The organism is Agrobacterium sp. 5Ca39 (assembly GCF_055382365.1).
The window spans coordinates 1806912-1832284 of sequence record NZ_AP026437.1 but is presented as its reverse complement, the minus strand read 5'-3'; the positions used below and the strand labels follow the sequence as shown (position 1 = coordinate 1832284).

At 59.5% G+C, this 25373-nt stretch carries 28 protein-coding genes; 10 read left to right on the top strand and 18 right to left on the bottom strand.

The features are described from left to right. The first annotated feature begins 30 nt into the window (after window positions 1-30). Window positions 31-1008 carry an esterase-like activity of phytase family protein gene (locus ACZ47E_RS22130; protein WP_048902898.1) on the top strand — a complete coding sequence of 326 codons (978 nt, stop codon included), beginning with the start codon at window positions 31-33 and terminating at the stop codon, window positions 1006-1008. A 2-nt stretch (window positions 1009-1010) separates the two neighbouring features. On the opposite strand, the gene ACZ47E_RS22125 is transcribed toward ACZ47E_RS22130, so the two are convergent. The 3 genes from ACZ47E_RS22125 to rpmB all read right to left on the bottom strand — a co-directional run bounded on the left by ACZ47E_RS22125 (window position 1011) and on the right by rpmB (window position 2480). Next, window positions 1011-1346: a pentapeptide repeat-containing protein gene (locus tag ACZ47E_RS22125; RefSeq protein WP_006697146.1), complete on the bottom strand. Its 336-nt coding sequence runs from the start codon at window positions 1344-1346 to the stop codon at window positions 1011-1013. Between the two features lie 89 nt (window positions 1347-1435). Then, entirely contained in the window at window positions 1436-2080 is a 645-nt protein-coding gene (locus tag ACZ47E_RS22120) for a queuosine precursor transporter (RefSeq protein ID WP_022563022.1), read from the bottom strand. A 109-nt stretch (window positions 2081-2189) separates the two neighbouring features. Beyond that, window positions 2190-2480 carry a 50S ribosomal protein L28 gene (gene rpmB, locus ACZ47E_RS22115; RefSeq protein ID WP_003509888.1) on the bottom strand — a complete coding sequence of 97 codons (291 nt, stop codon included), beginning with the start codon at window positions 2478-2480 and terminating at the stop codon, window positions 2190-2192. Between the two features lie 251 nt (window positions 2481-2731). On the opposite strand from rpmB, the gene ACZ47E_RS22110 reads away from it, so the two are divergent. Continuing rightward, a complete protein-coding gene (locus ACZ47E_RS22110; protein WP_022563021.1) occupies window positions 2732-3505 on the top strand; it encodes a DUF3108 domain-containing protein in 774 nt (257 codons plus the stop codon). Between the two features lie 205 nt (window positions 3506-3710). Here ACZ47E_RS22110 and ACZ47E_RS22105 read toward each other — a convergent pair whose 3' ends face one another. Together ACZ47E_RS22105 and gloB are read right to left on the bottom strand one after the other, a co-directional pair. After that, on the bottom strand, window positions 3711-4151 hold the full coding sequence (locus tag ACZ47E_RS22105) for a cupin domain-containing protein (RefSeq protein WP_004445662.1): 441 nt from the start codon (window positions 4149-4151) through the stop codon (window positions 3711-3713). After that, window positions 4151-4921 (bottom strand): hydroxyacylglutathione hydrolase, encoded by a 771-nt coding sequence (gene gloB, locus ACZ47E_RS22100; protein ID WP_022563020.1) that lies wholly within the window; start codon window positions 4919-4921, stop codon window positions 4151-4153. Before gloB ends, ACZ47E_RS22105 begins: the two co-directional genes overlap by 1 nt. Window positions 4922-5040: 119 nt before the next feature. Here gloB and ACZ47E_RS22095 point away from each other — a divergent pair, with 119 nt between their 5' ends. The 3 genes from ACZ47E_RS22095 (at window position 5041) to ACZ47E_RS22085 (ending at window position 7921) form a co-directional block, all read left to right on the top strand. Further along, window positions 5041-5802 carry a class I SAM-dependent methyltransferase gene (locus tag ACZ47E_RS22095; RefSeq protein ID WP_022563019.1) on the top strand — a complete coding sequence of 254 codons (762 nt, stop codon included), beginning with the start codon at window positions 5041-5043 and terminating at the stop codon, window positions 5800-5802. 83 nt (window positions 5803-5885) lie between these two features. Continuing rightward, on the top strand, window positions 5886-6992 hold the full coding sequence (hisC, locus tag ACZ47E_RS22090) for a histidinol-phosphate transaminase (protein ID WP_022563018.1): 1107 nt from the start codon (window positions 5886-5888) through the stop codon (window positions 6990-6992). Further along, a complete protein-coding gene (locus tag ACZ47E_RS22085; RefSeq protein ID WP_022563017.1) occupies window positions 6992-7921 on the top strand; it encodes a prephenate/arogenate dehydrogenase family protein in 930 nt (309 codons plus the stop codon). The genes hisC and ACZ47E_RS22085 overlap by 1 nt, the downstream gene beginning before the upstream one ends. 124 nt (window positions 7922-8045) lie before the next feature. On the opposite strand, the gene ACZ47E_RS22080 is transcribed toward ACZ47E_RS22085, so the two are convergent. Continuing rightward, a complete protein-coding gene (locus tag ACZ47E_RS22080) occupies window positions 8046-9047 on the bottom strand; it encodes a DUF2125 domain-containing protein (RefSeq protein WP_022563016.1) in 1002 nt (333 codons plus the stop codon). Between the two features lie 49 nt (window positions 9048-9096). Here ACZ47E_RS22080 and ACZ47E_RS22075 point away from each other — a divergent pair, with 49 nt between their 5' ends. Beyond that, complete coding sequence (locus ACZ47E_RS22075; RefSeq protein WP_004445654.1) at window positions 9097-9648, top strand: gamma-glutamylcyclotransferase; 552 nt, start codon at window positions 9097-9099, stop codon at window positions 9646-9648. On the opposite strand, the gene ACZ47E_RS22070 is transcribed toward ACZ47E_RS22075, so the two are convergent. The 4 genes from ACZ47E_RS22070 to ftsE all read right to left on the bottom strand — a co-directional run bounded on the left by ACZ47E_RS22070 (window position 9621) and on the right by ftsE (window position 13035). Further along, window positions 9621-10418, bottom strand: a complete 798-nt coding sequence (locus tag ACZ47E_RS22070; protein ID WP_022563015.1) for a lysophospholipid acyltransferase family protein — start codon at window positions 10416-10418, stop codon at window positions 9621-9623. The two genes, ACZ47E_RS22075 and ACZ47E_RS22070, sit on opposite strands and share 28 nt — an antisense overlap. A gap of 114 nt (window positions 10419-10532) precedes the next feature. Next, the gene (locus ACZ47E_RS22065; RefSeq protein ID WP_035209126.1) at window positions 10533-11264 is read right to left on the bottom strand and encodes a YdcF family protein; all 732 of its coding nucleotides are present in this window, start codon (window positions 11262-11264) and stop codon (window positions 10533-10535) included. 111 nt (window positions 11265-11375) lie between these two features. After that, complete coding sequence (locus ACZ47E_RS22060) at window positions 11376-12383, bottom strand: cell division protein FtsX (protein ID WP_022563014.1); 1008 nt, start codon at window positions 12381-12383, stop codon at window positions 11376-11378. Continuing rightward, complete coding sequence (ftsE, locus tag ACZ47E_RS22055; RefSeq protein WP_004445648.1) at window positions 12376-13035, bottom strand: cell division ATP-binding protein FtsE; 660 nt, start codon at window positions 13033-13035, stop codon at window positions 12376-12378. The genes ACZ47E_RS22060 and ftsE overlap by 8 nt, the downstream gene beginning before the upstream one ends. A gap of 197 nt (window positions 13036-13232) precedes the next feature. Here ftsE and ACZ47E_RS22050 point away from each other — a divergent pair, with 197 nt between their 5' ends. From ACZ47E_RS22050 to ACZ47E_RS22040, 3 genes are all read left to right on the top strand, one after another. Further along, window positions 13233-13904 (top strand): hypothetical protein, encoded by a 672-nt coding sequence (locus ACZ47E_RS22050; protein WP_464017142.1) that lies wholly within the window; start codon window positions 13233-13235, stop codon window positions 13902-13904. A 68-nt stretch (window positions 13905-13972) separates the two neighbouring features. After that, window positions 13973-14515: a hypoxanthine phosphoribosyltransferase gene (hpt, locus tag ACZ47E_RS22045; RefSeq protein ID WP_004445644.1), complete on the top strand. Its 543-nt coding sequence runs from the start codon at window positions 13973-13975 to the stop codon at window positions 14513-14515. 142 nt (window positions 14516-14657) lie between these two features. Continuing rightward, window positions 14658-15017 carry a response regulator gene (locus ACZ47E_RS22040; protein ID WP_004445642.1) on the top strand — a complete coding sequence of 120 codons (360 nt, stop codon included), beginning with the start codon at window positions 14658-14660 and terminating at the stop codon, window positions 15015-15017. Between the two features lie 257 nt (window positions 15018-15274). Here the strand turns inward: ACZ47E_RS22040 and ACZ47E_RS22035 are convergent, their stop codons facing one another. The 4 genes from ACZ47E_RS22035 to argH form a co-directional block, all read right to left on the bottom strand. Beyond that, complete coding sequence (locus ACZ47E_RS22035; protein ID WP_022563012.1) at window positions 15275-17971, bottom strand: TIGR02302 family protein; 2697 nt, start codon at window positions 17969-17971, stop codon at window positions 15275-15277. A gap of 166 nt (window positions 17972-18137) precedes the next feature. Beyond that, window positions 18138-19406, bottom strand: a complete 1269-nt coding sequence (lysA, locus tag ACZ47E_RS22030; protein ID WP_022563011.1) for a diaminopimelate decarboxylase — start codon at window positions 19404-19406, stop codon at window positions 18138-18140. 13 nt (window positions 19407-19419) lie between these two features. Continuing rightward, on the bottom strand, window positions 19420-19623 hold the full coding sequence (lptM, locus tag ACZ47E_RS22025) for an LPS translocon maturation chaperone LptM (protein ID WP_004445637.1): 204 nt from the start codon (window positions 19621-19623) through the stop codon (window positions 19420-19422). A gap of 94 nt (window positions 19624-19717) precedes the next feature. Continuing rightward, window positions 19718-21118: an argininosuccinate lyase gene (gene argH, locus ACZ47E_RS22020; protein WP_022563010.1), complete on the bottom strand. Its 1401-nt coding sequence runs from the start codon at window positions 21116-21118 to the stop codon at window positions 19718-19720. Between the two features lie 22 nt (window positions 21119-21140). On the opposite strand from argH, the gene tlpA reads away from it, so the two are divergent. Further along, entirely contained in the window at window positions 21141-21803 is a 663-nt protein-coding gene (gene tlpA, locus ACZ47E_RS22015; protein WP_022563009.1) for a thiol:disulfide interchange protein TlpA, read from the top strand. Between the two features lie 22 nt (window positions 21804-21825). On the opposite strand, the gene ACZ47E_RS22010 is transcribed toward tlpA, so the two are convergent. From ACZ47E_RS22010 to ACZ47E_RS21995, 4 genes are all read right to left on the bottom strand, one after another. Beyond that, a complete protein-coding gene (locus ACZ47E_RS22010; RefSeq protein ID WP_022563008.1) occupies window positions 21826-22482 on the bottom strand; it encodes a hypothetical protein in 657 nt (218 codons plus the stop codon). Between the two features lie 133 nt (window positions 22483-22615). Further along, window positions 22616-23497, bottom strand: a complete 882-nt coding sequence (locus tag ACZ47E_RS22005; RefSeq protein WP_004445632.1) for a 3-hydroxybutyryl-CoA dehydrogenase — start codon at window positions 23495-23497, stop codon at window positions 22616-22618. A gap of 114 nt (window positions 23498-23611) precedes the next feature. Continuing rightward, the gene (locus ACZ47E_RS22000; RefSeq protein WP_278067631.1) at window positions 23612-24541 is read right to left on the bottom strand and encodes an electron transfer flavoprotein subunit alpha/FixB family protein; all 930 of its coding nucleotides are present in this window, start codon (window positions 24539-24541) and stop codon (window positions 23612-23614) included. Between the two features lie 25 nt (window positions 24542-24566). Further along, entirely contained in the window at window positions 24567-25313 is a 747-nt protein-coding gene (locus ACZ47E_RS21995; RefSeq protein WP_022563006.1) for an electron transfer flavoprotein subunit beta/FixA family protein, read from the bottom strand. Between the last annotated feature and the right edge of the window lie 60 nt (window positions 25314-25373).

Below are 25373 nucleotides of genomic sequence, written 5' to 3'. Positions count from 1 at the left end.
GGGGCGTCCTCCGCCCGCAAAACGCTCTTGATGGCCGCCATTCTGGCGGCCGTATCGCTTTGTCCGGTTTCCATTGGCGCGTCCGCCATCGATGTGCCGGTCACCGTCCGTCAGCTCTCCGGTTTCGAGGTCGGCACCAGCGAAAAACGTTTCGGCAAGCTGGAATTCATTGGCGGAATGGTGATGAGTGCGCCGGAAAAGTTGTTCGGCGCTATCTCCTCCATCCGGTTCCGCCCCAACGGGGAAGACTTCGTTGCGGTGCTGGATACCGGCCACTGGCTGACCGGTAGGGTGACACGTGACGCTGTCGGGGCGCTGTCTGGTCTTGCTGAAGTCCGTATTACCCCGATGCTGGACATGAACGGCCGCGAACCGCCGCGCAAGATGGAGATGGATGCGGAAGGGCTGGCGCTCCGCGGCGGCAGGGTTTTCGTCAGTTACGAGCAACGCCACAGGATCGATATCTATCCCGATCCGGGCTTTGCCACCTCGAAGCCACTTGGCCGTCTGCCGCATCTCATTCCCAATAATGAGCTGCGCCACAATGGCGGCATGGAGGCGCTGGCGGTCTCGCCAGCCGATTCGCCGCTCGCGGGCGCTCTCGTCGTCGTTGCGGAGAAAAGCATTGATGCGGACGGCAATCTTCTCGCCGCGATCCTTGAGGGGCCGCTGAAAGGCACATTCGCGGTTACCCACCATCCCTCCTTCGACGTGACTGATGGCGCATTCCTGCCCAATGGCGACCTGTTGCTGCTCGAGCGCCGCTTCAATTTTGCCGAAGGCGTCGGCATGCGCATCCGCCGCATACATGGTGCTGATATCCGGCCGGGCGCGGTGGTGGATGGTGAAATCCTCATGGAAGCCGGCATGGCCTACCAGATCGACAATATGGAAGGCATGGATGTGGTGAAGGGGCCGGATGGTTCGACGCGCCTCGTCATCATTTCTGATGACAACCACTCTTTCCTCCAGCGCAACCTGATGCTGGAATTCAGACTAGTGGAGTAAAATCAAGTCTGCTGCTGCGCCGCCTTGTAGGCAGCCATCAGATCCTCGACGGGAATGCCGTCGATCTTCATGCCGGTCATTCGGCATGACGTTATCTGCGCACCGGACAGATTTGAGTTGCTCAGTTTCAGACCGGAAAAATTGACGTCATCGATCGACCAGCCGGACATGTTGTTATCCGTGAACGACGCACCCGACAAATTAATATTGTTGAAGCTCGCCCCGGAAAGATTGACGTTGTCGAAGACCGTGCCGGAAAGATTGACGTCATTGAAGGTTGAGCCTGAAAGCGTAGCGCTGGCGGCCTCTACAATGTCGATAACGTCCTTGATCTGCATGTCTACTCGCCTCCGCGCTGTGCCACGGACGACAGACTGCAATGCTGACGGCTGGCTTGCAAGCGCGATTTGATCCGCGCTTGACGGTCTCAAACGCGGCCGGTTTTGACGGCGCCCGGCATCGGCTTCAGCGTGTTCATCAGCGCGCCGTAAGGCAGGAGCATGACAAGGCCGACGAGAACCTTCACCGAAAGATCGCCCAGGGCCCATGAAATCCAACGGGGTGCTTCCACGGCGAAGACACCGAGGATGGGAGCGTATTCGATTGCGAAGGCATCGTTGGGGCCGACGAAGGAGAAGCTTGCCGCAAAGGCGATGGAGAAGAAGAGCGCCGTATCCAGCACCGAACCCAGCATGGAGCCGGCCAGCGGCGCATGCCACCAGCGCTGGCGGCGCAGGCGGTTGAACACGGAAATGTCTAGCAGCTGGCCGATCAGATAAGCCGTCCCAGAGGCGACTGCAATGCGTGGAATGGATGTCCAGAAAGACAGCGTGACCCCGACGACGAAGCCAGCAAGCACGACGCGGCGCGCTATGGATGGGCCAAACTGGCGGTTCGTCAGGTCCGTGACAAGGAAGGCGATTGGATAGGTGAAGGCGCCCCAGGTCAGCAGGTCGCCGAGATTGATGCCGAACAGCGAACCGGAAAGCGGATATTGCACCAGAATGTTGGACGCAACGACCACGAGGGTCATCAGCACGACATAGATAAGCGTATAGCGCAGGTAGAGCATTTTTTTATCCTGGGTGATGCCACCAGTTGGAACCGGATTAAACAAGCAAAAGGCTTGAGCGGCCAAAGCCAGTCAAGCCTTCCGAATGTCGATGATGTCGAAACTGCTATTAAGCAGCTTCAGCCGTCTTCTTGGCGATCTGGCGGCGCAGGAGACGAGCGCGCATGCTCAGTTCGTTTTCGCCGGACTTCAGAAGGAAGGCATCGAGGCCGCCACGGTGTTCAACGGAGCGCAGAGCGGCTGCGGAAACACGCAGGCGGAAACGCTGGCCGAGAGCATCGGAGATCAACGTAACCTGGCAAAGGTTCGGAAGGAACCGGCGCTTGGTCTTGTTGTTGGCGTGGCTGACGTTGTTGCCCGTCTGGACGCCCTTGCCGGTCAATTCGCATACACGGGACATGGGTACACCTATTCGTTTCGTCTGTTTCACCACTGGCTCGCCACCGGCAAAACCGGGGTGGCAATCCAACTGGCCATGATTGGAAAGTTGCGGTTCTATAGTCAGACGAGACTTAACAGTCAAGCCGCTCGCGAGCAAATGAAAGGAAATTCCGGCGTTTTCAACCGGCATCCGCTTTTTTATTGCCACAAGTCGGCGTATATCATCGCCCGATAAGGCCGCTTCCGCGCCTCTTTTAAGGTGATATCGAAATGATTGCCAGAGGAAAAAGCATTTTCGTGGCCGCGACAATGGCGTTAGCGGGTGTCTCCCCCTCGCTCGCTGCCGAAGCGCGCCACACAAGCGAATACAGCATCAATCTCGGCATTTTGCCGATTGCCAAAGCGAGTTTTTCGACTCGCATGGATGGACCAAATTATTCGATCTCCGGGTCCTTCAGTGCCGCCGGTCTTGCCAGCATTCTCAAGGATATTTCCGGCAAGACGACCGTTTCCGGCGCGAGACGTGGCCATCGGCTGCAGGCCAACGAGTATTCGCTGGTCTATAAGGACGGCAAACGCGTGCGCACCTATGACGTCGTCTATCGCAACGGCAACGTCACATCGACGACGGTGAAACCGGAGCCGAAGACACGGCCGGACAATTGGGTTGATGTGAAAGACCGCGACCTGCGCTCGGTTCTCGATCCGATTTCAGGTCTCATCATTCCCGCGGGCGGCCGCGTCTGCCCGACTCGTCTGCCGATCTATGACGGCGAATCGCGACTCGATCTGGTTTTGAGCTCCAGCGGCACCAAGCCGTTCAAGACCAATGGTTTTAATGGCGATGCCATCGTCTGCAAGGCGCGTTATGTGCCGAAGTCGGGTTACCGGCAGGGGCGCAAGGATATCGAATATCTGAAATCCATTTCGATGGAGATCTGGTTCGCCAAGTCGAACAACATGGATGTCTATGCGCCTGTTTACGCGATCATCCCGACGCGGGTGGGACAGGTCTACATCACCGCCACGAAATACGGCGGCTGACTAAGGCTGATGGTAGTGTAAGAAAAGCAGACGTTGCGGCGTATTTTTTCTCCCCGCCAGGGAGAGGGTGGCCCGAAGGGTCGGATGAGGGGGCAAGCTCTCGGTTTGTCTCTACCCTTGCCTCCTCATCCCGCTGCCGCGGACCTTTCCCCGACGGGGAAAAAACAAGTGGCATCCGCTCGCTTCATCGGCATTGCTCTGAAAGTTACTGCGCATCCCCAGGCGACCAGCCGGGTTCGGCCATGACGAAACTCGAAAAAGCAAAGCCCGGCGAGACGGTGCAGCCGACGAGGGTATAATCACCGAGGCTTTCGGCCGACTGCCAGCAATTGGCGGGAACGATGACCTGCGGGCGCTCGCCTTCCAGAATGGCAGGGCCGAGCGTGAAGGTCTGCACTTCCCGGCCATCCTGCGAAAGATGCAGCGCGATCGGCGCGCCGGCATAATAGTGCCAGACTTCCACCGCATCGGTTACCCGATGCCAGTGCGAGCGATCGCCTTTTTCCAGGAGATAATAGATGGCCGTCGAATGACCGCGATCGCCGCCGGCCTTGTCACGGAAAGTCTGGTGGTAAAAACCGCCCTCGGGATGCGGCTCCAGCCCCAGTTCACGAATGATCGCCTGCGCAGATATATCCGTTCCCATCAGAAGTTATCCTTGCGCGTGCGGATTTCCGCGAAGACGTCGGCATCGGTGGCGCTTTCCAGACCAAGATTTTTGCGAATGCCGGTATCCGCCACCCGCATATAGGGGTTGGTCTGTTTTTCGAGCCCGATGGTGGTGGGAATGGTGAATTCATTCGCCTGCCGTGCCTTTTCCACCTTTTCCGCGCGGTCACGCAGCGCGGCATTGTCGGGGTCGATGGTCAGGGCAAAGCGGGCATTGCTCAGCGTGTATTCATGGCCGAAATAGACCTTGGTCTCATCCGGCAAAGCCATCAGCTTCTGGAAGGAATGCCACATATCCGCCGCCGGGCGTTCGAAAAGGCGACCGCAGCCCATGGCAAACAGCGTATCGGCGGCAAACAGCAGCCCGTCATCCGGCATATAATAACAGATATGCCCCGCCGTATGGCCGGGTGTGGCGATGATCTGAACGCGGCGGCCGGCGAATTCGAATTCGTCGCCATCGGCCTGCGAGCGGTCGAGCCCCGGTATGGCCACGGCCTCATCATAAGGGCCGTAAATTTCGCACTGAAACTTGTCTTTCAGCGCAAGATTGGCTTCCACATGGTCCTGATGGTGATGCGTGGTGAAAATATGGGTGAGCTTCCAGCCGTGGCCGTCGAGAGCGTGCAGGATAGGGCCTTCTTCCGGCGCGTCGATGGCGGCAGTCGCCCCGCTTTCGGGGTCGTGCAACAAAACCCCGAAATTGTCGCTGCGGCAAAGAAAGACGTCTATTTCCAAAGGTTTCATCGTATCCTCTCCATTTGCCGGCCAAAACCGGCGCATTCGCCTGCCTGACTTTCCCAACTGACTTCCAATGTAAGGGCAGACGCCTTGAAGTCCAACCGCCTGATGCTACATTCTCGCCCATGAATACCGATATCGTCGATCTGCGCGAATTCTATCATTCTCCGCTTGGCCGCTCTGCCGAGCAGGCGATCACCATGGCGCTTTCGACGCTGTGGCCTCCCTTGCCGGAAGAGCGGCTGGTGGGCCTCGGTTATGCCGTGCCGTTTCTGGACCGGTTCCGCCGCGATACGGAGCGCACCTTTGCTTTCATGCCCGCGGGGCAGGGCGCCGTGAACTGGCCGGCCGGTGAGCTTTCATCCACCGCGCTAGTGTTCGACGAGGAGCTGCCGCTGCCCGATTCGTCGATAGATCGGGTCCTGATGGTGCATGCGCTGGAATTTGCCGAAAATCCGCGTGAAAGTTTAAAGGAGCTGTGGCGGGTGCTGGCGCCGGGCGGTCGCCTAGTCATCGTGGTGCCGAACCGCCGCGGCGTCTGGGCGCGCATGGAACACACGCCTTTCGGTTCCGGCCGGCCCTATTCGCGCGGGCAGCTGACGGCGCTGTTGCGCGAAACCAATTTCACGCCGGGCGCCACCGCCGAGGCGCTGTTCTTTCCGCCCACCACAAGCCGGCCGGTGCTGAAATTCCGCCGTTACCTAGAACATACCGGGCGTCGTCTCTGGCCGCTGTTTTCCGGCGTCATCGTGGTGGAAGCGCAAAAACGTCTCTATCAGGGATTGCCAGTCACCCAGCGCGCCTCGCGCCGGGTTTTCGTGCCGGTACTCGCGCCACAGGGGGTGCCCACCACCCGCGCGGCCGCAAACCAAGGAAAGCCGCGCTGACCCTCGACAAAGCGACCGTTCCGGTCTAATGCCTCCGGCATTGCTTTTGCCGGGTTCTCCGGCGCTTTCCAAAGGTCGATCAAATGAGTGCAGAGCTTAGCCAACCTGTTCCGCGTCCGGGTATTCTGGATATCGCCGCTTATGTTCCGGGCAAGGAGCATGTGGATGGCGTTGCGAAGGTTTATAAGCTCTCCTCCAATGAAACCCCGCTTGGGCCGAGCCCGAAAGCCATCGAGGCTTTCGGTACGGCGGCCAGCCATCTGGAAATCTATCCGGACGGGCAGGCGATTGCGTTGCGGCAGGCCATTGCCGACGTGCATGGCCTCAACATCGCGAATATCCTGTGCGGCAACGGCTCCGACGAGCTTCTTGGCCTGCTTTGCCACGTCTATCTGGGTGCGGGCGATGAGGCGATCATCACCGAACACGGTTTTCTCGTCTACAAGATCCAGATCATGGGCGCGGGCGCGACACCGGTGACGGTGAAGGAAAAGGATTGCGCTGTCGATGTGGACGCGATCCTCGCCGCCGTGACGCCGAAGACCAAAATGGTGTTCATCGCCAATCCCGGCAATCCCACCGGCACCTATGTTCCGGTTGCGGAAATTCGCCGCCTGCAGGCCGCCCTGCCGAAACATGTTCTGCTGGTGCTGGATGCGGCCTATGCCGAATATGTGCGCAAGAACGACTATGAGGCCGGGCTGGAACTGGTTTCCGGCAACCGCAACGTGGTGATGACCCGCACCTTCTCGAAGGTCTACGGCCTTGCTGCCCTGCGCGTGGGCTGGATGTATGGTCCGGCCGCCATCGTCGACGCGCTGAACCGTGTGCGCGGACCGTTCAACATGAGCGCGCCGGCCATCGCAGCGGGTGCCGCTGCCATCCGCGATCAGGCTTTCGTCGAAAAAGCCGTGGCGCACAACGCGGTGTGGATGGAAAAGCTGGTCACGACCTTTACCGGCCTCGGCCTCACCGTCACGCCGTCAGTCACCAACTTCATCCTCATCCATTTTCCGGATCAGGACGGCAAGCGGGCAACGGACGCTGACGAGTTCCTGAGCCGCCGCGGATACATTCTGCGTGCGGTGCGCGGTTACGGTTTCCCCAATGCGCTCAGAATGACCATCGGTTCGGAAGAGGCCAATCTTGGCGTCATCGCTGCTCTCAACGAGTTCATGGGGCGGGCTTGATGGCTGAGATCATGTTTGAACGCATCGCGCTGATCGGCATCGGCCTGATCGGCTCGTCCATTGCCCGGGACATCAAGGAACTGGGGCTCGCCCGCCATGTGATTATTTCCACCCGCAGCGAAGATACACTGAAACGGGCGGAAGAACTGGCGCTTGGCAAGGATTATACCGTCTCGGCGGCGGAAGCGGTGAAGGATGCCGATCTCGTCATCGTTTCGGTGCCGGTCGGCGCGTCTGAAAGCGTGGCGCGGCAGATCGCACCGCATCTGAAACCGGGCGCCATCGTTACCGATGTGGGTTCCACCAAGGCTTCGGTCATCGCACAGATGGCGCCGCATATGCCTGACAACGTGCATTTCATTCCCGGCCATCCGCTGGCAGGTACGGAAAAATCCGGCCCGGATGCCGGTTTTGCCGGCCTCTTCCGCGACCGCTGGTGCATCTTCACCCCGCTGCCGGGCACGGACGCGGCGGCGCTGGAGAAGCTGAAGGATTTCTGGCGGGCGCTCGGTTCGCGCGTGGATGAAATGGATGCCGAACACCACGACAAGGTTCTGGCCATTGTTTCGCATCTGCCGCATATCATCGCCTACAACATCGTCGGCACCGCGGATGATCTGGAGACGGTGACCGAATCGGAAGTCATCAAATATTCTGCCTCCGGTTTCCGCGACTTCACACGTCTGGCCGCCTCCGATCCTACCATGTGGCGCGACGTCTGCCTGCACAACAAGGACGCCATCCTTGAGATGCTTGCCCGGTTTTCCGAGGACCTCGCCTCCCTGCAAAGGGCGATTCGCTGGGGAGAGGGCGACAAGCTGTTCGAGCTGTTCTCGCGCACCCGCGCTATTCGTCGCTCCATCGTGCAGGCAGGTCAGGACGTCGATGCGCCCGACTTCGGTCGTCACGCGCTGGATCAGAAGAAGTAGGGCGCCGCTGGCGACAGTCCTGGCCGGATTTGATCCGGCCATCAAACCGCTGGTAAAGTGTCACAGCCTTGCTTTCGTCATCCTCGGGCTTGTCCCAAGGATGACGTCGATTACGGGCTAACCCTCAGATCGGCGGAATCTTGCCCAGCGGGATAAAGCCACTGATCGTGGCGCGGCCGCGGTCCACTACGAGATCGACGGACGCCCTGTCACCGCCGCCGGCGAGTGCGCCGAGCAGCTTGCGCGCCGTGTCGATGGTGGATTGCAGCTGTGGAAACGCCTGCTTGGCATTGTCAGACCACGCGCCGAGCTTTTCGATCTCCAGCTTGAACTTGCCGGAGAGATAACCCTCGTTATCGAAGGAGAAGGGGCCGCTGATGCGCATGACACGGCCTTCGCCGATATCGGCGACCAGCCGGCGAAGCTCGCCACTTGCGCCATAAAGGCCAGCTGTATCGCTGCCATCCACCATGCCTGCCTTGCCGGCGAGCGTGACATCGGCAATGGCGTTGAGACGCGGAAGAACCTGCGGCCAGTCCTTGATGGCGGTCGCGGAGTCCGTGAGCGTGATCGCGCCATCGAGATCGGCGCCGTTCTGGCGCAGGTGCATCTCCGTCTTGACGGCATCGAAGTCGATGGTCTGGCCGGTGACCGAGGAAACCGCCTGCGCCTTTAGCCCGTCGATGATGAGTGAGCTGCGGTCAATACCCTTCAGCCTGGTGACGATGCTGGACTGCATGTTCTTCCATTCTGCTGAAATGGTCAGGCCGTGGGCCGAGCGGATTTCCGCAGGCGAATCGAGTTCCCAGACGATATGGCCGGGATTGTAGACCTGTGCCGCCGAGCGCAATTCGCCAAAGGAGGCGGAGACGCCGTTCTGGCTGTCATCCACCGTCACCTTCGCGCAGAAGAGGCCGATGCGAAAGGGATAACCCTTGAAGGCGATATCGCTGCATTCGCCGCTGACGCTGCGGGCCTGCGAGGGGGAAATCACGTTCAGGACAGTCTGCTTCAGCCTGTCGGCGGCGTAAAACCACCCGGCGGTATAAAGTCCGATAACCACGAGGATGGCGATGGCGAGCCAGAGGAATTTTTTGGCCGTGCCGGATTGGCTTGACGCTGCCATATTGATCTCCGATGAACAGACTTCAGGGAATTTTGATTTGGCTTGGGATATGGACGATTTTTGGGTCTTTGGCTACGGTTCGTTAATGTGGAACCCTGGCTTCGCCTTTGAGGAGAGGCAGCAGGCACGATTGCACGGTTATCGGCGCTCGCTCTGCATCAGCTCCAATTTTTACAGAGGCACGGAAGAAAAGCCCGGCCTCGTTCTCGGGCTGGAACGCGGTGGTTCATGTCTTGGCGTCGCTTTTCGCGTGCGGGGCAAGGATCATGATCCCGTCATGGCCTATCTGCGTGAGCGCGAACTGGTGACGAACGTCTACAAGGAGCGGGTAGTTTCGATCGCGCTTTCCGACGGCCGGCGCGGGAGTGCCGTGACCTACGTGGCCGATCCCGCGCATGAGCAATATATCGGCGGTCTCGGCGTTGCCGAATCGGCTGTCATCATCGCGGCTGCGGCCGGTCGCTCCGGTCCGAACACGGATTACGTCTTCAACACCGTGCAGCATCTGCAGGACATGGGCATACGCGATTCCTTGCTGGAGAGCATCGCTGCCAATGTCGGCGCGCTTGTCGCTCAGCCAGCCGTTGATTCCTTGCCCTGAAGTTCGGCAATCCGCTTCACCGCAGTCGGCGGCAAGGGCAAATGCGGATTGTTGCTCACGGTTTCCAGCAGCAATTCGTCGCTTGCCTTTTCCGTGACATCGATCAGGCGCTTGAAGAACACATCGGGGTCGAGCCCCGGTTCGATGGCGGGCAGGATACGCACCTTGAAATGGCCGGGATAACGCATGGTGGAACGGCGCGGCCAGAAGAGGCCCGGATGCATGGCGACGGGAATGACCGGAACCTGAAGGTCACGGTACAGCCTCGCGATGCCGTAACGATATTCAGGCTCGGCGCCCGGCGGCCGGCGTGTCCCTTCGGGATAGATGATGAGTTCGCGGCCCGCGGCCATTTCCTCTTTCGCGCGCTCCATCACCTTCAACATCACCTTGCCGCGTGCGGCGCGGTTGACCGGGATCATCCTCTGTTTCATCGCGTACCAGCCGAACAGCGGGATCCACAAAAGTTCGCGCTTTAGAATATAGACCGGATCGGGAAGGTTGGGCAGCAGCGCATAGGTGTCCCAGAAGGACTGGTGCTTCGGCGCGAAGATGCAGCCAGTCTCTGGAATGTTTTCCAGCCCTTCGATCTCGAAGGTGGTGCCGACGATAGTTTTCATCAGCCAGTGATTGGAGCGCGCCCAGTTCTTCGGGATTTCGTAGGCGATCTTGCGTGGCAGGATAAAATAGATCGGCGTCAGCACGATCATGCGGACAATCAGGTTGAGATAAAACAGCGTATTGAAAAGAAAAGAGCGCAGCTTGAGCATCAACAGCCTTCCCGGGACGCAGCCGTTTCGAAGTCTTTAGCGTTTCGATGCCGGATGCCGATGTCAGACGCCTACACGAAAACAAGGGGCGGCAGCAAGCGTGTTTCTGGATGCTTATGAGGAAGCTGCAGTGACTTTAGGTGCAGTGTGATCGGCAGTGGCCTTGCGCAGGCCATCGCCCTTGCCGAAGCCCGTCAGGTCACGTCCGGCCGCCGCCACGAATTTCAGATATTCATAAAGCATGGTTCTCACCACATCCGGTTCCACGAACCAGTTGGTGCGGGCAAGATCGGCGCTGATGACGGGATAGGCGATGAATTGCGTGTGTGGGCTGGCGCTGCGCAATTCATGAAGGCTGCGATGCATGTGATAATTATTTGTGACGACCACGATGGACGAGTAGTTGTGATCGCGTATCCAGCTCGCCGCCTCATTGGCGTTACCGATCGTATCTATCGCCTTGTAGCCCATGTCCACGCAGCAGGTGAACATATCGGACGACCCTTGCGTCATCTTGCGTATCTGCGAGCGGGTGGTGGCCGGGTTGACGCCTGAAATCAAAAGCCGTTTGCCCACGCCGTCTCTCAGAAGGCCGACCGCCTGTTCGATGCGCTGATAACCGCCAGTGAGCACGATGATGGCATCGCCTCTGGCACCCTCGGGCGGGCGCATCGAGGCGACAGAATCGGCAAACCACAGGAAACCACCGGAAAATGCGCCGAGCGCGATGACGCAGAGCAGGATGAGGCCGCGGATAAAACGGCGCAATGGACCACGCCGCGCCAAAAGCCCCTTTCGGGCCGGTCGCGTCGCTGCCTGATCCTGGTCCGTCCGACTCACAAACATTCCTCCTGATTACTCGCCGATTAAGGCAAGGAACAGGCATTTTTGTCCACCGTCCGCAGGTTACATCCCGTTCGTGACGGTTTCAGTTTTTCCGCTAGATTCATCGTGTCATCACGATGCCAGGCCGTCGCTTTTCGACGGATCGGACCGGACGCGATCGATATCGTCGATGGTGCGGATGACGGTGACGCGTGCGGTGATGGTGGTGAGAAGCGCGATGATGATCATCGTCATCGCAATGCCGAAATAACCGCCAAGGCCGACGGAAAAGGAGCCAAAAAGCGCACTTGCCTGATCGCTCTGGGGGGTGGCGACGGTGCTCGACTGCCAGAAACCGGCGACGAGGAACACGGCGGCTGCCAGCGCACTGCCCGCTGCCGCGCCCTTGAGGCTGATCTTCAGGAAGTGTTTCTGGAATTCCCGCGCCACGAAGCTGCTCTCCGCGCCGACAAAATGCAGAACCTCGACAATGTGCCGATTGCCGGAAAGCGCGCCGCGGGTGGCAAATACGACAGTCAGCACCATGGCTGTGAACACGAGAACGAGGACGCCAACGCCGATCATGACAGTGGTTCTTGCCATGGAAACGAGCCGGTCGACCCAGGTGCGATGGTCGTCCAGAAATGCCTGTGGAATCTCGGCCTTCAGCATATCCCGCATCGCCTGGAAATCGGGCGGATTGTTTTCATCGATGGTGATGACGACGAGACGCGGTATGGGAAGTTCGGAGAGATCGAGCCCGCTGCCGAGCCACGGCTCCAGCAGGCGCGATGTCGCCGCATCGTCAAGAATGGTGCCATCGCGGGTGCCGACGAAGGTGAGCGCCAGATTGCGCACCTTGTTCAGCGCTGCATTCATGTCCAGCCCGTCCTCGGGTTTGATCTGGATGGTGATCTCACGGGAAATCTGGCTCTGCCACGTGGCGGCGGTGGCGCGCACCATGGAAACGGCGCCGAGCGTGAGGCAGGCGAGAAAAGCCATGATGGCGATGACCACCATCAGCGCATTGCCCTGAATGTTGGAGGGCGGCAGAATGGGTGCCATCGGGCGGATGCGCATGGGCGGACGCTTCGGCTGCGCCGCTTCCGGCTTCAACGGTTTGCGGGTGATCTCATTCATAGATGTCGAGCCGCCCTTCGGTCAGGATCATCCGGCGCGCATCGATCTGGTCCATCAGGCCGAAGTCATGGGTGGCGATAACGACGGCGGTGCCCAGCCGGTTGAGTTCCAGAAACAGGTTGAGAAGGCGCTTGGCCATCGGCGGATCAACATTGCCGGTCGGCTCGTCGGCCAGCAATATTTCCGGCTGGTCCATCAGCGCGCGGGCAATGGCGGCGCGCTGCTTCTCGCCGCCGGAAAGGATCGCCGGCAGCACGTTGACACGCTCGCCGAGCCCAACCCATTTCAGAAGCTCGATCACGTCATTGCGATAGGCGCTTTCTTCCTTGCCACGCACGCGCAGCGGCAGGGCGACATTCTCATAGGTCGTCAGATGATCAAGCAGCCGGAAATCCTGAAAGACAATGCCGACGCGCCGGCGCAACATCGGCAGCTCGCTGCGCGGAATGCGTGACACATCGCGATTGAACATGCGGATATTGCCGCGGGTCGGCTGCAGCGACATCAGTAGCAGGCGCAGCAGCGTTGTCTTGCCGGCGCCCGAGGGGCCGGTCAGAAACTGGAACGACCCTTTGGGAATATCGAAGGTCATGTCCCTCAGGATTTCGGGTCCCATGCCGTAACGCAACCCGACATTTTCGAAATGGATCAACGGACTTCCAGTCTCTTCGTTTCGTGGTGGTTCGCAAGCCGCTGGGATGAAGCCGGAGGGCGCGGTCTACCCCGGTTCGGGACGCCCGGCGAGCGGTTTTTGCGAAGCATTAACCATTTAAATTTAAAACTTGGCAGGATTCGTTGCAATGCCCAGTTTTGCGGGCCGGAAAACCTCACCCAAGGAATTCTATGGCTATGTTCCGTTCATCTCGCCGGCAAGCGGCATTCGATTTTGACCTCCTGATGCCGGAGACGCCGCTGCGCCGCACGGCGCGGGCGGCAAACCCGACAGTTGACGTGGTAGACGCGGAATTTGTCACCATCAAGGAAAACCGTCCGCGCCAGCCCGGAAACGACAATCGCGGCGCGAGGCCCCTGGACGGGGCAAAACCACCTGTCACCATCGGTGTGCTTGGCCTCGCCTTCATCGGCTGGCTGGATCGCAGATTATCCCTCCTGTCGGCGGACGCTTATTCCGCGCTGGTGGCGGGGCTCGCCATTCTTGTTTTTGTCTGTTCAGGCGGCCTCTCGGTGGTGGTGCCGGAAAAGACCGCTGTAGCAGCGTTGGTCAGTCCCCTCGCCATTTCCCATGTCACCGTGACGCCGCAGGAGGCGGGCGGTATGGATATCCTGCTCATCAATGGCATCGTGGAGAACAACGGCGGCAAGCTTGAAGAGGTGCCGGCCCTTCGCGCCGACCTTTTTGCCGCCAAGGGACAACTGGTGGCCAGCATGGTCATTGAACCGCCGGTTAAACAGATGCAGCCCGGTTTCAGCCACGGTTTTTCGGCAAAACTGCGCCATCCCGGTGGAAAAACGCCCGAGATCAAGCTTTCCTTCGTTGAGGCGGGTGCGTCCGGACGCTGACTGTGCTAACGCCTGTCTTCTATTTTTACTGAAAGGTAAAATCGGCAAGGCGCAGCACAGGAGTAAGAATGCCCGTCGTCCGTGGAAAAAATATCGAGCCGCTTTATACCGCCGAGCAGATTGCAGAGCGCAATCGCGACATGGCCAAGCACATTGCCAGCGGCCCGACCAAGGATCTGCTCGTCATTGCCGTGCTCAAGGGATCGTTCATTTTCGCGGCCGACCTTATCCGCGCGCTGCATGACAGTGGTCTTGCCCCCGAGGTCGAATTCATTACGCTGTCGAGCTATGGCACCGGCACGGTCTCGCAGGGCGTGAGGATCGTCAAGGATATCGACAGCGACGTGAAAGACCGCGACGTCCTGCTGATTGACGACATTCTCGAATCCGGCCGCACGCTGCGCTTCGCCAAGGAACTGCTTTACGAACGTGGCGCTCGCAACGTCACCATCGCCGTGCTTCTCGACAAGAAAGTCAAGCGCAAGGAAGATCTGGAAGCCGATTATGTCGGTTTCGAATGTCCTGATTATTTCGTGGTGGGTTACGGCATGGATGTCGCTTATGCGTTCCGCGAGCTGCCCTTCGTCGGCGTTGTCACCGGCGACGCCTGAGCAGTTTTCCCGTGCCGGAACGGCACAGCGAAGAGACGCCTCATTAACCATTCACCTAGCCAAAGCCTGGGTGTTTACCTCTTGAAAAGAGGAGCCTGCGATGTTGCTCACGGCTGGAAATGATGCCCAGGAGCAATGAGTAATGGCGAAGATTCTGATTACCGAAGACGAGGATGCGCTGCGTTCTTTCGTGGCGCGGGCGCTCCGTCTCGACGGTCACGAGACCCATGAGGCGGCAGACGGCGAGCAGGGCCTGGAAAAGCTTCAGGAAACCAGTTTCGATCTTCTTCTTTCGGATATCCGCATGCCGGTCATGGATGGCATCGAGCTGGCGCACCGCGCCGCCGAAAGCTTCCCGGCCATGCGTATTTTGTTGATGACCGGTTACGCCGAGCAGCGCGAACGGGCGGATGATCTGGCGACGAAGATCGTGGACGTGGTTTCCAAACCTTTTGCGCTTCCGGATATTCGCAAGGCCGTGGCGCGGGCGCTTGCGGCCTGAGTGGCAAGGGCGCAGAGATTTAAAGGGCGGCCGTCGGGCCGCCTTTTTTGTTGGTCAGCCCCCTGGCTCAGCGCAGTTCCCTACCTCCGTCATTCCGGCCTTGAGCCGGAATCCAGCCAGCCCAAGTCCTTGGGCTGAAAGAACTCTTTCCGCCGCGCAGACGCGCGTCTGCTGGATGCCGGATCAAGTCCGGCATGACGGAAACTTTAGCTTCTGAAAAAGGATGTAACGAGGCGCACCATTACCTGTGCGGACCCTCACCTGATATCCAGCAGCCGCTCGAGATAACGCCGTTCCACCTCACCCGGCGGATTGTTGCCGAGCTTTTCGCGGATGGCATCAAGAATCTCGCGGGCGCGTTGCACGTCTATTTCGTCAGGCACCTTCACCTGATCGCCAAAGTCAGGGCCGGTGGTGCTGCGCGGACGGCCGAGCGGATCGCGGCCGTTCTGGCCGCCTTGACCGGCCATGCCTTCCTGCCCCTGACCAGGCTGCTGGCCCTGCTGGCGCATGGCCTGCATGATCTGGCCCATCATGTCCTGTGCGCCCTGGCGCAGCGCATTCAGCGCATTGCCCTGGCCCTCGACGGCCTGTTCACCCTGGCTCTTGCCCAACGCCTCACCGGCACCCTGCATTTCCTGCTGCGCCTTGCCGAAATTTTCGCCCGGCTCCATGCCGAGATCGCGAAGTCCCTGCTGCAATTCGCCGAGCTGCTTGCCGAGGGCATCCTGCTGGGCCCGCAGGTTTTTCAGCGCTTCGCGCAATTGCTCGGCGGTCATCTGGTCAGTCTGCTGCTGTCCGCCCTGTTGGCCATTCTCACCCTGTTGGCCTTGCTGGCCCTGAGGCGGTTGCTGGCCGTTTTCGCCCATCTGCTGGTCGTCGCTTTCGCCGCCCTGCTGCGGATCACCGCGCTGCATCCGGTCGCGCAATGCCTGATCCAGCTTGAAGGTTTCGTCCATCAGCTTCTGTTGCTGCTGCAGGATTTCGCCAAGCTTGTCGATCTGCTGGCGCATCTTGCTGCTCTGCTGCTGGCCTTGCTGCCCCTGACGCTGCGGTCGGCCGGCTTGCAGATTGTTCATCATGCGCTGCAATTGCGAGAGCATTTCCTGCGCGGCATCGCGGTTTCCGGAACGGGCGAGATTCTCGATCTGGTTCATCATGTTTTCCAGATCGCGTTGGCGCAGCACGTTCTGTGCCTGTTGGTTCATGTTGGCTTGCGGCGCATTCTGCATGCGTTGCGCAAGCTCGCTCATGAACTGCTGCATCGCCTCGCGCAGCTCCTGCATGAGCTTGGCCACTTCTTCATCGGAGGCATTGCGCTGAAGCGCCTCGGAAAGGGCGGTCTGTGCATCGCGCAGGCGCCTTTCCGCCTGCGAAAGATCACCATCCTCGATGCCCAGTGCGATCTCCCAGAGGTAATCCGCCGTGTCCTTCAGCATTTCCTCATTATAGGCGAGCCGCATGCGGGTCTGCGCCGATTGCAGCAGGAGATAATGCGTCGTGTTGGGAATGGTCTCTTCCGGACGCATTCCAACCGCCTCGTTATAGGCGATCGCCTTCGGCATCTGGCGTGTGTCGAGCGAAAAAATCTGCCGCTGTTCGGCAATGGAAGCGGCCAGCGGTTCGGAAAAATTGCGGCCCGGCAGCACCATTTCATGCGGAGGGCTGCGGCCGGTCTGGCCTGCACCGTCAGTCGCCACCAGTGTAATACGCACGCGTTTCCCGGCCATCGGATGTTCGGTCAGGTTGCGGCTGGTCAGCCCCTTGATCTCGCGATTGTTCTGCCGCGGCAGATCGAGCTTGAATTCCGGCGACGGGTAAAGCGCTGTCGCGCCTTCGGCAACGCCGATAGGCTCAATAATTGCGTGAGCTTCCTTCAACCCGTAATCATCCTTGGCGGTGAAGCCGATTTCCAGCGCGCCGTTGACGGCGCGGCGCGGCATGTTGTCGAAGGCAATGCTGGGCGGCTGGTCCGGGATGACATTGAACAACCATTGCTCACCATTGGCGGTTATCATGCCGCTTTCGGTGACATCCATCGCGAAGGTGCGCGGTGCCAAGGGCTGATCCGCCAAAGGAGCCTGCGCCGGAACCGCGACATCACCGCTCGCGCTGTCGGCCCGGGTTGTCTCGGGAGCGAGCTTTTGCAGGGCGCCCGCCATTTCCGGTTCGAAGGTCACTTCTTCGCCGCCATCACCACCGGTCATGCGGATCGTCAGCCTGGAGGACTGCGGCACGGAAACCGCGTCGCGGTTGGTCGCGTCACGCCCAGTCAGGAAAATCGGTGCACGGCCGGTATAAGAGGGCGGCGTAACCCAGGCGTCCAGTCGAATATCGGGATTGAGCGGACCCACGGTCGGTTGGCTGCGGAAGGCATCGGCAATCGTGCCTGCGCCGTTGGAAAAGGAAAAACCGAAGGCAGCGGCCAGAAGAAGGGCGGGAACGGCGCGTAGGGCGAGACGGTCATAACGGGCGATATCGGGCTTCGGCAGACCGGCATTCAGTGCGGCGATACGCTCCGCCATGCGGATCTGGTGTTCCTTCCAGAGCGTTCTGGAAAAAGGCGTGTCGAAGGCCGGTTCGTCTTCCTGTACTCCAACAGGTTGGTGTGCAAGACCGTTGCGATCTTCGAGAAGGCGGGAAGCGTCGTTGTCGGTCGGCCATTTCAGCCGCGCGATCGGCAGGAGAGTGGCAATGAAGGCGAACACGAGCACGAAAACGACGCCGAGCCGCAGAAAATCCGGCATGTGCCGGTAAAGGCCGAACCAGGCAAGCACCAGAAACAGAGCGGCAATAGAGAGCGGCCATAGCGTTTTCGGGGCGATCTTCTCCGAAAGCAGAACGATTTTTGCGAAGAAACGCTTGGCGGCAACCCGGCGGGCAAGGTCCGGCCGCTGCACGAATGCGCCAGTGGAGCGCTTTCTGCCTGTCCTGTCCTCTCCGGCTGTGGTCATCAATCCGTTCTCCCGGTTCTGGCCACGTCAACGCCATTCCCGGAACGGCGAGTTCTCCATATCACAGAGGCAAGGATAACATTCTTTGTGGCGAAGACGAGGGCAGCCAAGCCCTCACCCCCATTTTTTAGGCAGCTTCGCTCAATTGTGATCGGCTGCAAGCGGATCAGTCGAGCCAGGCGGGCACGGAATCGAGGGCGATCAGCTCTTCATACGTGCCGCGGGGGCGGATGACGTGGAATTTGTCACCCTTGACCAGCACTTCCGGCACCAGCAGGCGGGAATTATAGGTTCCTGCCTGCACCGCACCATAGGCACCAGCGGAACTGACGGCGATGAGATCGCCCGGTTGCGGTGCGGCCATCTCACGGTCCAGCGCCAGATAATCGCCGGTTTCGCAGACCGGGCCGACGATATCGGCCTTGATGCGCGGCGTATCCTCTGCCGGTTGCACCACCGGGCGGATGCCGTGATAGGCCTCATACAGTGTGGGACGGATGAGGTCGTTCATCGCGCCGTCAACGATTACAAAGGTCTTTTCGCCGCCATCCTTCACATAGATGACTTCCGTTACCAGAATGCCGGCATTACCGACGATCAGACGGCCGGGCTCGGTGACGATCTTGCAGTTGAGGCTTTTCAACTCGTTCTTGACGATATGCGCATAGGCATCCGGCAGCGGCGGCGGATTGTTGTCGTCGCGGTAGGGAATGCCGAGGCCGCCGCCGATATCGACGTGGCTGATCGCATGGCCATCGCCGCGAAGCGCTTCCACCAGTTCGCGCAGCAGCCGGAAGGCGTCTTCGAAAGGCTGCAACTCGGTGATCTGGCTGCCGATATGCATGTCGATGCCCGTGACTTCGATGCCGGGCAGGGTTGCAGCATGGGCATAGACGGCGCGCGCCCGCTCATAGGAAATGCCGAACTTGTTTTCTTTCTTGCCGGTGGAAATCTTGGCGTGGGTGCGCGCATCCACATCAGGGTTGATGCGGAAGGAGACATGCGCCCGCTTGCCCGCCTTGATGGCGCGCAGATTGAGGACTTCCAGCTCCGGCTCGGATTCGATGTTGAAACAATAAATGCCCACATCCAGCGCATAATCCATTTCCGCAACCGTCTTGCCGACGCCGGAGAACATGATGCGGTTTGCCGGCACGCCAGCAGCCAGAGCGCGACGCAATTCACCGCCGGAGACGACGTCGATGCCAGCGCCGAGCTTTGCCAGCGTCTTCAGCACCGCCTGGTTGGAATTGGCCTTCATGGCATAACAGACCATGGCGTCCACATCGGCAAACGCACCTGAGAAAACCTTGTAGTGGCGCTCCAGGGTTGCGGTCGAATAGACGTAGAAGGGCGTGCCGACCGCCTTGGCGATCTCGGGCACGGGCACGTTTTCGGCGTGCAGCACGCCGTCGATATAGCCAAAATGGTTCACGGCTTTTTACCCGTCAGAGAAGCTTGTCGAGAATGAAGGGCCGTTCCGCCGTTGCCGGCTTCGGCTCACTGCCATCGGCGGCGCGCTTGTTGCGCATTTCGACCGGCGTGCTCGGCGGATCGATGTCGCCCTTGCGCCCGCAGGCGCTGAGAGCGAGGCTTACGGCAAGCGTCATGCCGATGGGAACGATGAGTTTGCGCACGGATTTTGAAAGCATGGGCCTGTCCAAAGGAAATATGTGCCTCTCTGATAACGAAAAACAGGGCGCTTGTGCACCCTGTTTCTTGTGATCGCAGCGTAACGTGATTTTATCAGTTGCGTCCGCGCCACCAGGCGATCTGCTTCTTCACTTCCGAAGGAGCCGTGCCACCGAAACTGGTGCGGCTGGCGACCGACGCCTCCACGGACAGAACGTCGAAAACACCCTTGTTGATACCGGGGTGGATCGCCTGCAACTCCTCCAGCGAAAGATCGGCGAGATCGCAGCCTTTCTTTTCCGCCAGCGCCACGGCATTGCCGGTCACATGGTGGGCATCGCGGAAGGGCAGACCTGCTTCTCGCACCAGCCAGTCGGCCAGATCTGTCGCGGTGGAATAACCTGAACCCGCCGCTGCGCGCATGCGGTCCTTGCGTACTTCGAGGTCGCGGATCATGCCGGTCATGGCGGCGATCGCCAGTTCCAGGCTTTCGGCGGCGTCGAAAACCTGTTCCTTGTCTTCCTGCATGTCCTTGGAATAGGCGAGCGGCAGACCCTTCATCACGGTGAGGAGAGCGATCAGCGAGCCGTTGATGCGGCCGGTCTTGGCGCGCACCAGCTCAGCGGCATCAGGGTTCTTCTTCTGCGGCATGATCGACGAGCCTGTGGAAAAGGCGTCCGACAGCCGGATGAAACCAAATTGCGGCGTCGACCAGATGACGATCTCTTCGGCAAGACGCGACAGATGCGTGGCGCAGATGGAGGCGATCGACAGGAATTCCAGCGCGAAATCGCGGTCGGACACGGTGTCGATGGAGTTGCGGGTCGGCTCGCGGAAACCGAGCGCCTTGGCCGTCATGTGGCGATCGATCGGATAGCCGGTGCCGGCAAGGGCAGCCGCACCAATCGGGCTTTCGTCCATGTGCTCGATGGCGTGGCGTACGCGGGCGCGGTCACGGCCGAACATTTCCACATAGGCCATGCAATGATGGCCGAAGGTGACAGGCTGCGCCGTCTGCAAATGCGTGAAACCGGGCATGACCGTATCGGCGTTTTCCTCGGCGCGGTCGAGGAAGGCGGCGATGAGCGCCGTCAGCATACCTTCGGCTTTCTGCAATTCTTCCTTGACCCACAGGCGGAAATCGAGCGCCACCTGGTCGTTGCGCGAGCGGGCGGTATGGAGGCGGCCGGCGGCCGGGCCGATGAGGGTGGCAAGCCGCGCTTCGATATTCATGTGAATATCTTCGAGCTTGCGGGAGAATTCGAAGCTGCCGGATTCGATCTCTGACAGGATCGTGTTCAGGCCTTCGGTGATCTTGTCTTTATCTTCAGGCGAAATAATGCCTTTAGATGCCAGCATGGCGGCATGCGCCATAGAGCCGCGGATATCCTGGGCGTAAAGTTTCTTGTCGAAGCCGATGGAGGCATTTATCTCTTCCATGATGGCAGATGGCCCGGAAGCGAAACGCCCGCCCCACATCTGGTTGGAGGATTTCTGATCTGTGCCGTCAGCCATGTGTGATGCCCTGGAGTATTCGATGACAGAGAAAAGGCCGTTCAGGCTTCCTTCCGCCAAATTGGTTGCAATTGCTGCCGTTGCCGGTGTGCTCGCCGGTGCAGGCGCGGTCTGGTTCAGGCATATTGGGTCTGAGGGCCCGGTTCAAGGGGCAGCGGTGGCCGACGCCGGTTTATGTGAAGGTGCGGCGAACCGCATTGCGACGCTGAAACCCTTTCTGAAGGGCCAGGTGGCGGCTATGTCGGCGGCAGACGCCCCGCGCGTTATTCCGCTCTCCTTCAAAGGGCCGGAGGGGAAAGATATGAGCCTTGCCGATCTCAAGGGTAAAGCGGTGCTGCTCAATCTCTGGGCGACGTGGTGCGTGCCCTGCCGGGAAGAAATGCCGGCGCTGAACGCGCTGGAGAAGGAAAAGGGCGGTAACGGCTTTGAAGTCGTGGCTGTTAACATCGATACGGGCGGGGATGAAAAGCCGAAAGCCTTCATGGACGAATACAAGATCGATTCCCTGAAGCACTATCGCGACAGTTCCATGGGCGTTTTCAACGTTCTCAAAAAGGAAGGCCTTGCCTTTGGCCTGCCCGCAACCCTGCTGCTGGACGAAAACGGGTGCCTGCTCGGCGCCATGAACGGCCCGGCGGCGTGGGATAGCGAAGATGCGAAGGCGCTGATATCGGCAGTCAAATGACTGCCGATAAGACTTTTCGAACTCAGTATAGCGGGTCCACCGATACACCGTAATAAAGGCCTCGGCCGACACGACCCTGATTGCCTTCAAGGGTAATGCCAAACCCGGCTTCAATTTCCTTCAATATTGCAGCTTTGATGGAGGCGCTGGTTGATGCCTTATATGTAATGGCGTAATCCAGATCCGCCTTGCAAGCAGAACGTACAATATGTGCATTTTGCTTCTTGCGTTGTTTCCGAAGGATATTGCGGCACTCCGGCCCCAGCGTCTTTTCTATGGCTTCGAGTTTGTCGAGGCCGTATTCGAGATATTCGATATTGCTGAACCTGATTGTCAGGTTGTTCACATATTGCGCGCTGCTTGAAAATCCGAGTTTCTGCAGATTGTCTGCATTGAAGGAGAAATCCTTCTTTCGCCCGAAATCACTGATTTCGCCCCTCCCTTTTTCAGGGCTGCCAGGGAACGTCACATATTCCGGAGAGCAGATGTAACCAAGCGAGATATCGTCTTTGTCGTTATATCGATTGGTCTTTTTCCAGACGATGTTACCTGGACCAAAGCTGGTGCTGGGCGGCACCGTCGTGAGATAACCAGCCCTTCTGACAATCTCCCGCGGATTTTCCGAAACGCAACCGCTCGCGAGAATGGCGACAATAGACATTGCAATATGAATTTTCATGTAAGCCCCCAAAAGAATCACAGCATGATCTTGGGTTCGCACGCACTGCGCGTCTACTTACTTTATAATCGCATAGATTGCATTGTCGCCCGGTTGCTTTCTGCGGTGGAGCAACGAAAGAACAGTGAAGGTTCTATCGTGTCGGAACCGGCGTCTCGCCGCGGTAATCATAAAAACCGCGGCCGGACTTGCGGCCGAGCCAGCCGGCTTCGACATATTTGACCAGCAGCGGGCAAGGGCGGTATTTGCTGTCGGACAGGCCGTCATGCAGCACCTGCATGATCGACAAACAGGTATCGAGGCCGATGAAGTCTGCGAGCTGCAGCGGACCCATCGGGTGGTTCGCGCCGAGGCGCATGGCGGTGTCGATGGCTTCCACGGAGCCAACGCCTTCATAAAGCGTATAGATTGCCTCGTTGATCATCGGCAGAAGGATGCGGTTGACGATGAAGGCTGGGAAATCTTCGGCGACGGTGATCGCCTTTTCGAGCGTCCGCACATAGTCCTTGGCCGCATCGAAGGTCTTTTCATTGGTGGCGATGCCGCGCACCAGTTCCACCAGTTTCATGACCGGCACCGGGTTCATGAAGTGGATGCCCATGAACTGTTCCGGACGGTCGGTGGCAGAGGCAAGCCGGGTGATGGAAAGTGAAGACGTGTTGGTGGCGAGAAGCGCCTCCGGCTTCAGGACCGGGCAGATCTGCGCATAGATCTTGCGCTTGATCTCTTCGTTCTCGGTGGCAGCCTCGATGACGAGGTCCATGGGTGCCAGATCGTTGACATCGGTCGAACCGCTGATGAGCGCCAGGGCCTGCTTGCGGGCCTCGTCGGAAAGCTTGCCGTTGGTGACCTGGCGCGCGAGATTGCCATTGATCGTGGCAAGGCCGGCCTCGATGCCGTCTTTGGAAAGATCGTAGATATGAACCCTGTAGCCGGCAACCGCAGAGACATGTGCGATGCCGCACCCCATCTGACCGGCTCCGATGACACCGATGTTCTTAAAGGGGGCGGTCATATGCTGTTCTCCCATGTGCTGCATGTGCAAATTCGCTGGCGATGTTACGCATATCGCCGAAAAAGAGAAGGCGGCGCGTTCAAAAAACGCGCCGCCTTCATCATCTATTTGAAATCAGAGGGCCTTTTGCAGTTCCGGCAATGCCTCGAAGAGGTCCGCCACAAGGCCGTAATCGGCAACCTGGAAGATCGGCGCTTCTTCGTCCTTGTTGATGGCGACGATGACCTTGCTGTCCTTCATGCCGGCCAGATGCTGGATGGCACCGGAAATGCCCGCCGCGATGTAAAGCTGTGGGGCGACGACCTTGCCGGTCTGGCCCACCTGCCAGTCATTCGGCGCATAGCCGGCGTCGACGGCAGCGCGCGATGCACCAACGGCAGCACCGAGCTTGTCGGCGACAGGAAGGATGACTTCCTTGAATTTTTCCGAAGAACCGAGAGCACGGCCACCCGAGATGATGATCTTCGCCGAGGTCAGTTCCGGACGGTCGGACGAGGCCAGTGCATCAGAAACGAAAGAGGAGACGCCTGGGTTTTCAGCGGCGGCGATCGTCTCGACCGCTGCCGAACCGCCTTCTGCCGCTGCCGCAAAGGCCGTCGGGCGAACGGTGATGACCTTCTTGCCATTGGTTGCCTGAACGGTCTGAATGGCATTACCGGCATAGATCGGGCGCTTGAAGGTATCCGGGCTGACAACTTCGATGATTTCCGAGACCTGAGCCACGTCGAGAAGCGCAGCAACACGCGGCGTGACGTTCTTTGCCGAGGCGGTCGCAGGAGCGATGATGACGTCATAGGACGGGGCAAGCGAAACGATCAGCGCCGCCAGCGGTTCCGCCAGCTGGTTTGCATAGAATGCGTCGTCGGCAAGCAGCACCTTGGAAACACCGGAAAGTTTTGCTGCGGCGTCGGCAGCGCCCCTGGCGCCGGATCCGGCGACCAGCACATGGACGTCGCCGCCAATCTGGGTTGCCGCCGTCAGGGTCTTTGCCGTCAGGTCGGAAAGGGTTGCGTTGTCGTGTTCTGCCAGAAGAAGAATGGCCATGAGAATATCTCCCTTTTCCGAAACCTTAGAGGACGCCGTCGGCTTTGAGCTTTTCGACCAGCTCGGCAACCGAGCCCACCTTGATGCCGGCCTTGCGGCCCGCCGGCTCTTCGGTCTTCAACACCTTCAGGCGCGGCGAAACATCGACGCCGAAATCGGCCGGAGCCTTCTTGTCGAGCGGCTTCTTTTTCGCCTTCATGATGTTCGGCAGCGAGGCATAACGCGGCTCGTTCAGACGAAGATCGGTGGTGACGACAGCGGGAAGCTTCAGTTCCACCGTCTGCAGGCCGCCATCGACTTCGCGGGTCACCGCAACCTTGCCGTCGGCAGGCACGACCTTCGAGGCGAAGGTGCCCTGGCCCCAGCCGAGGAGGGCTGCCAGCATCTGGCCGGTCTGGTTCGAATCGTCGTCAATCGCCTGCTTGCCGACAATGACGAGACCGGGCTGCTCAGCCTCGGCCACGCCCTTCAGGAGCTTGGCGACAGCGAGCGGCTCGACCGTTTCATCGGTCTCGATCAGGATGGCGCGATCGGCACCCATCGCAAGCGCGGTGCGCAGCGTTTCTTCCGCCTTGGCAGGTCCAATGGAGACGACGACGACTTCTTCAGCCTTGCCGGCTTCCTTCAGGCGAAGGGCCTCTTCCACCGAGATTTCGTCGAACGGGTTCATCGACATCTTCACATTGGCAAGCTCAACGCCGGAACCATCCGCCTTCACGCGGATCTTCACGTTGTAATCGACGACTCGTTTAACGGGGACAAGGATTTTCATCGGCGGCTTTCCTCAAACTCCTGTCCGCTTGGCAATGCCGAGCGGACCTCCAAAAACAGG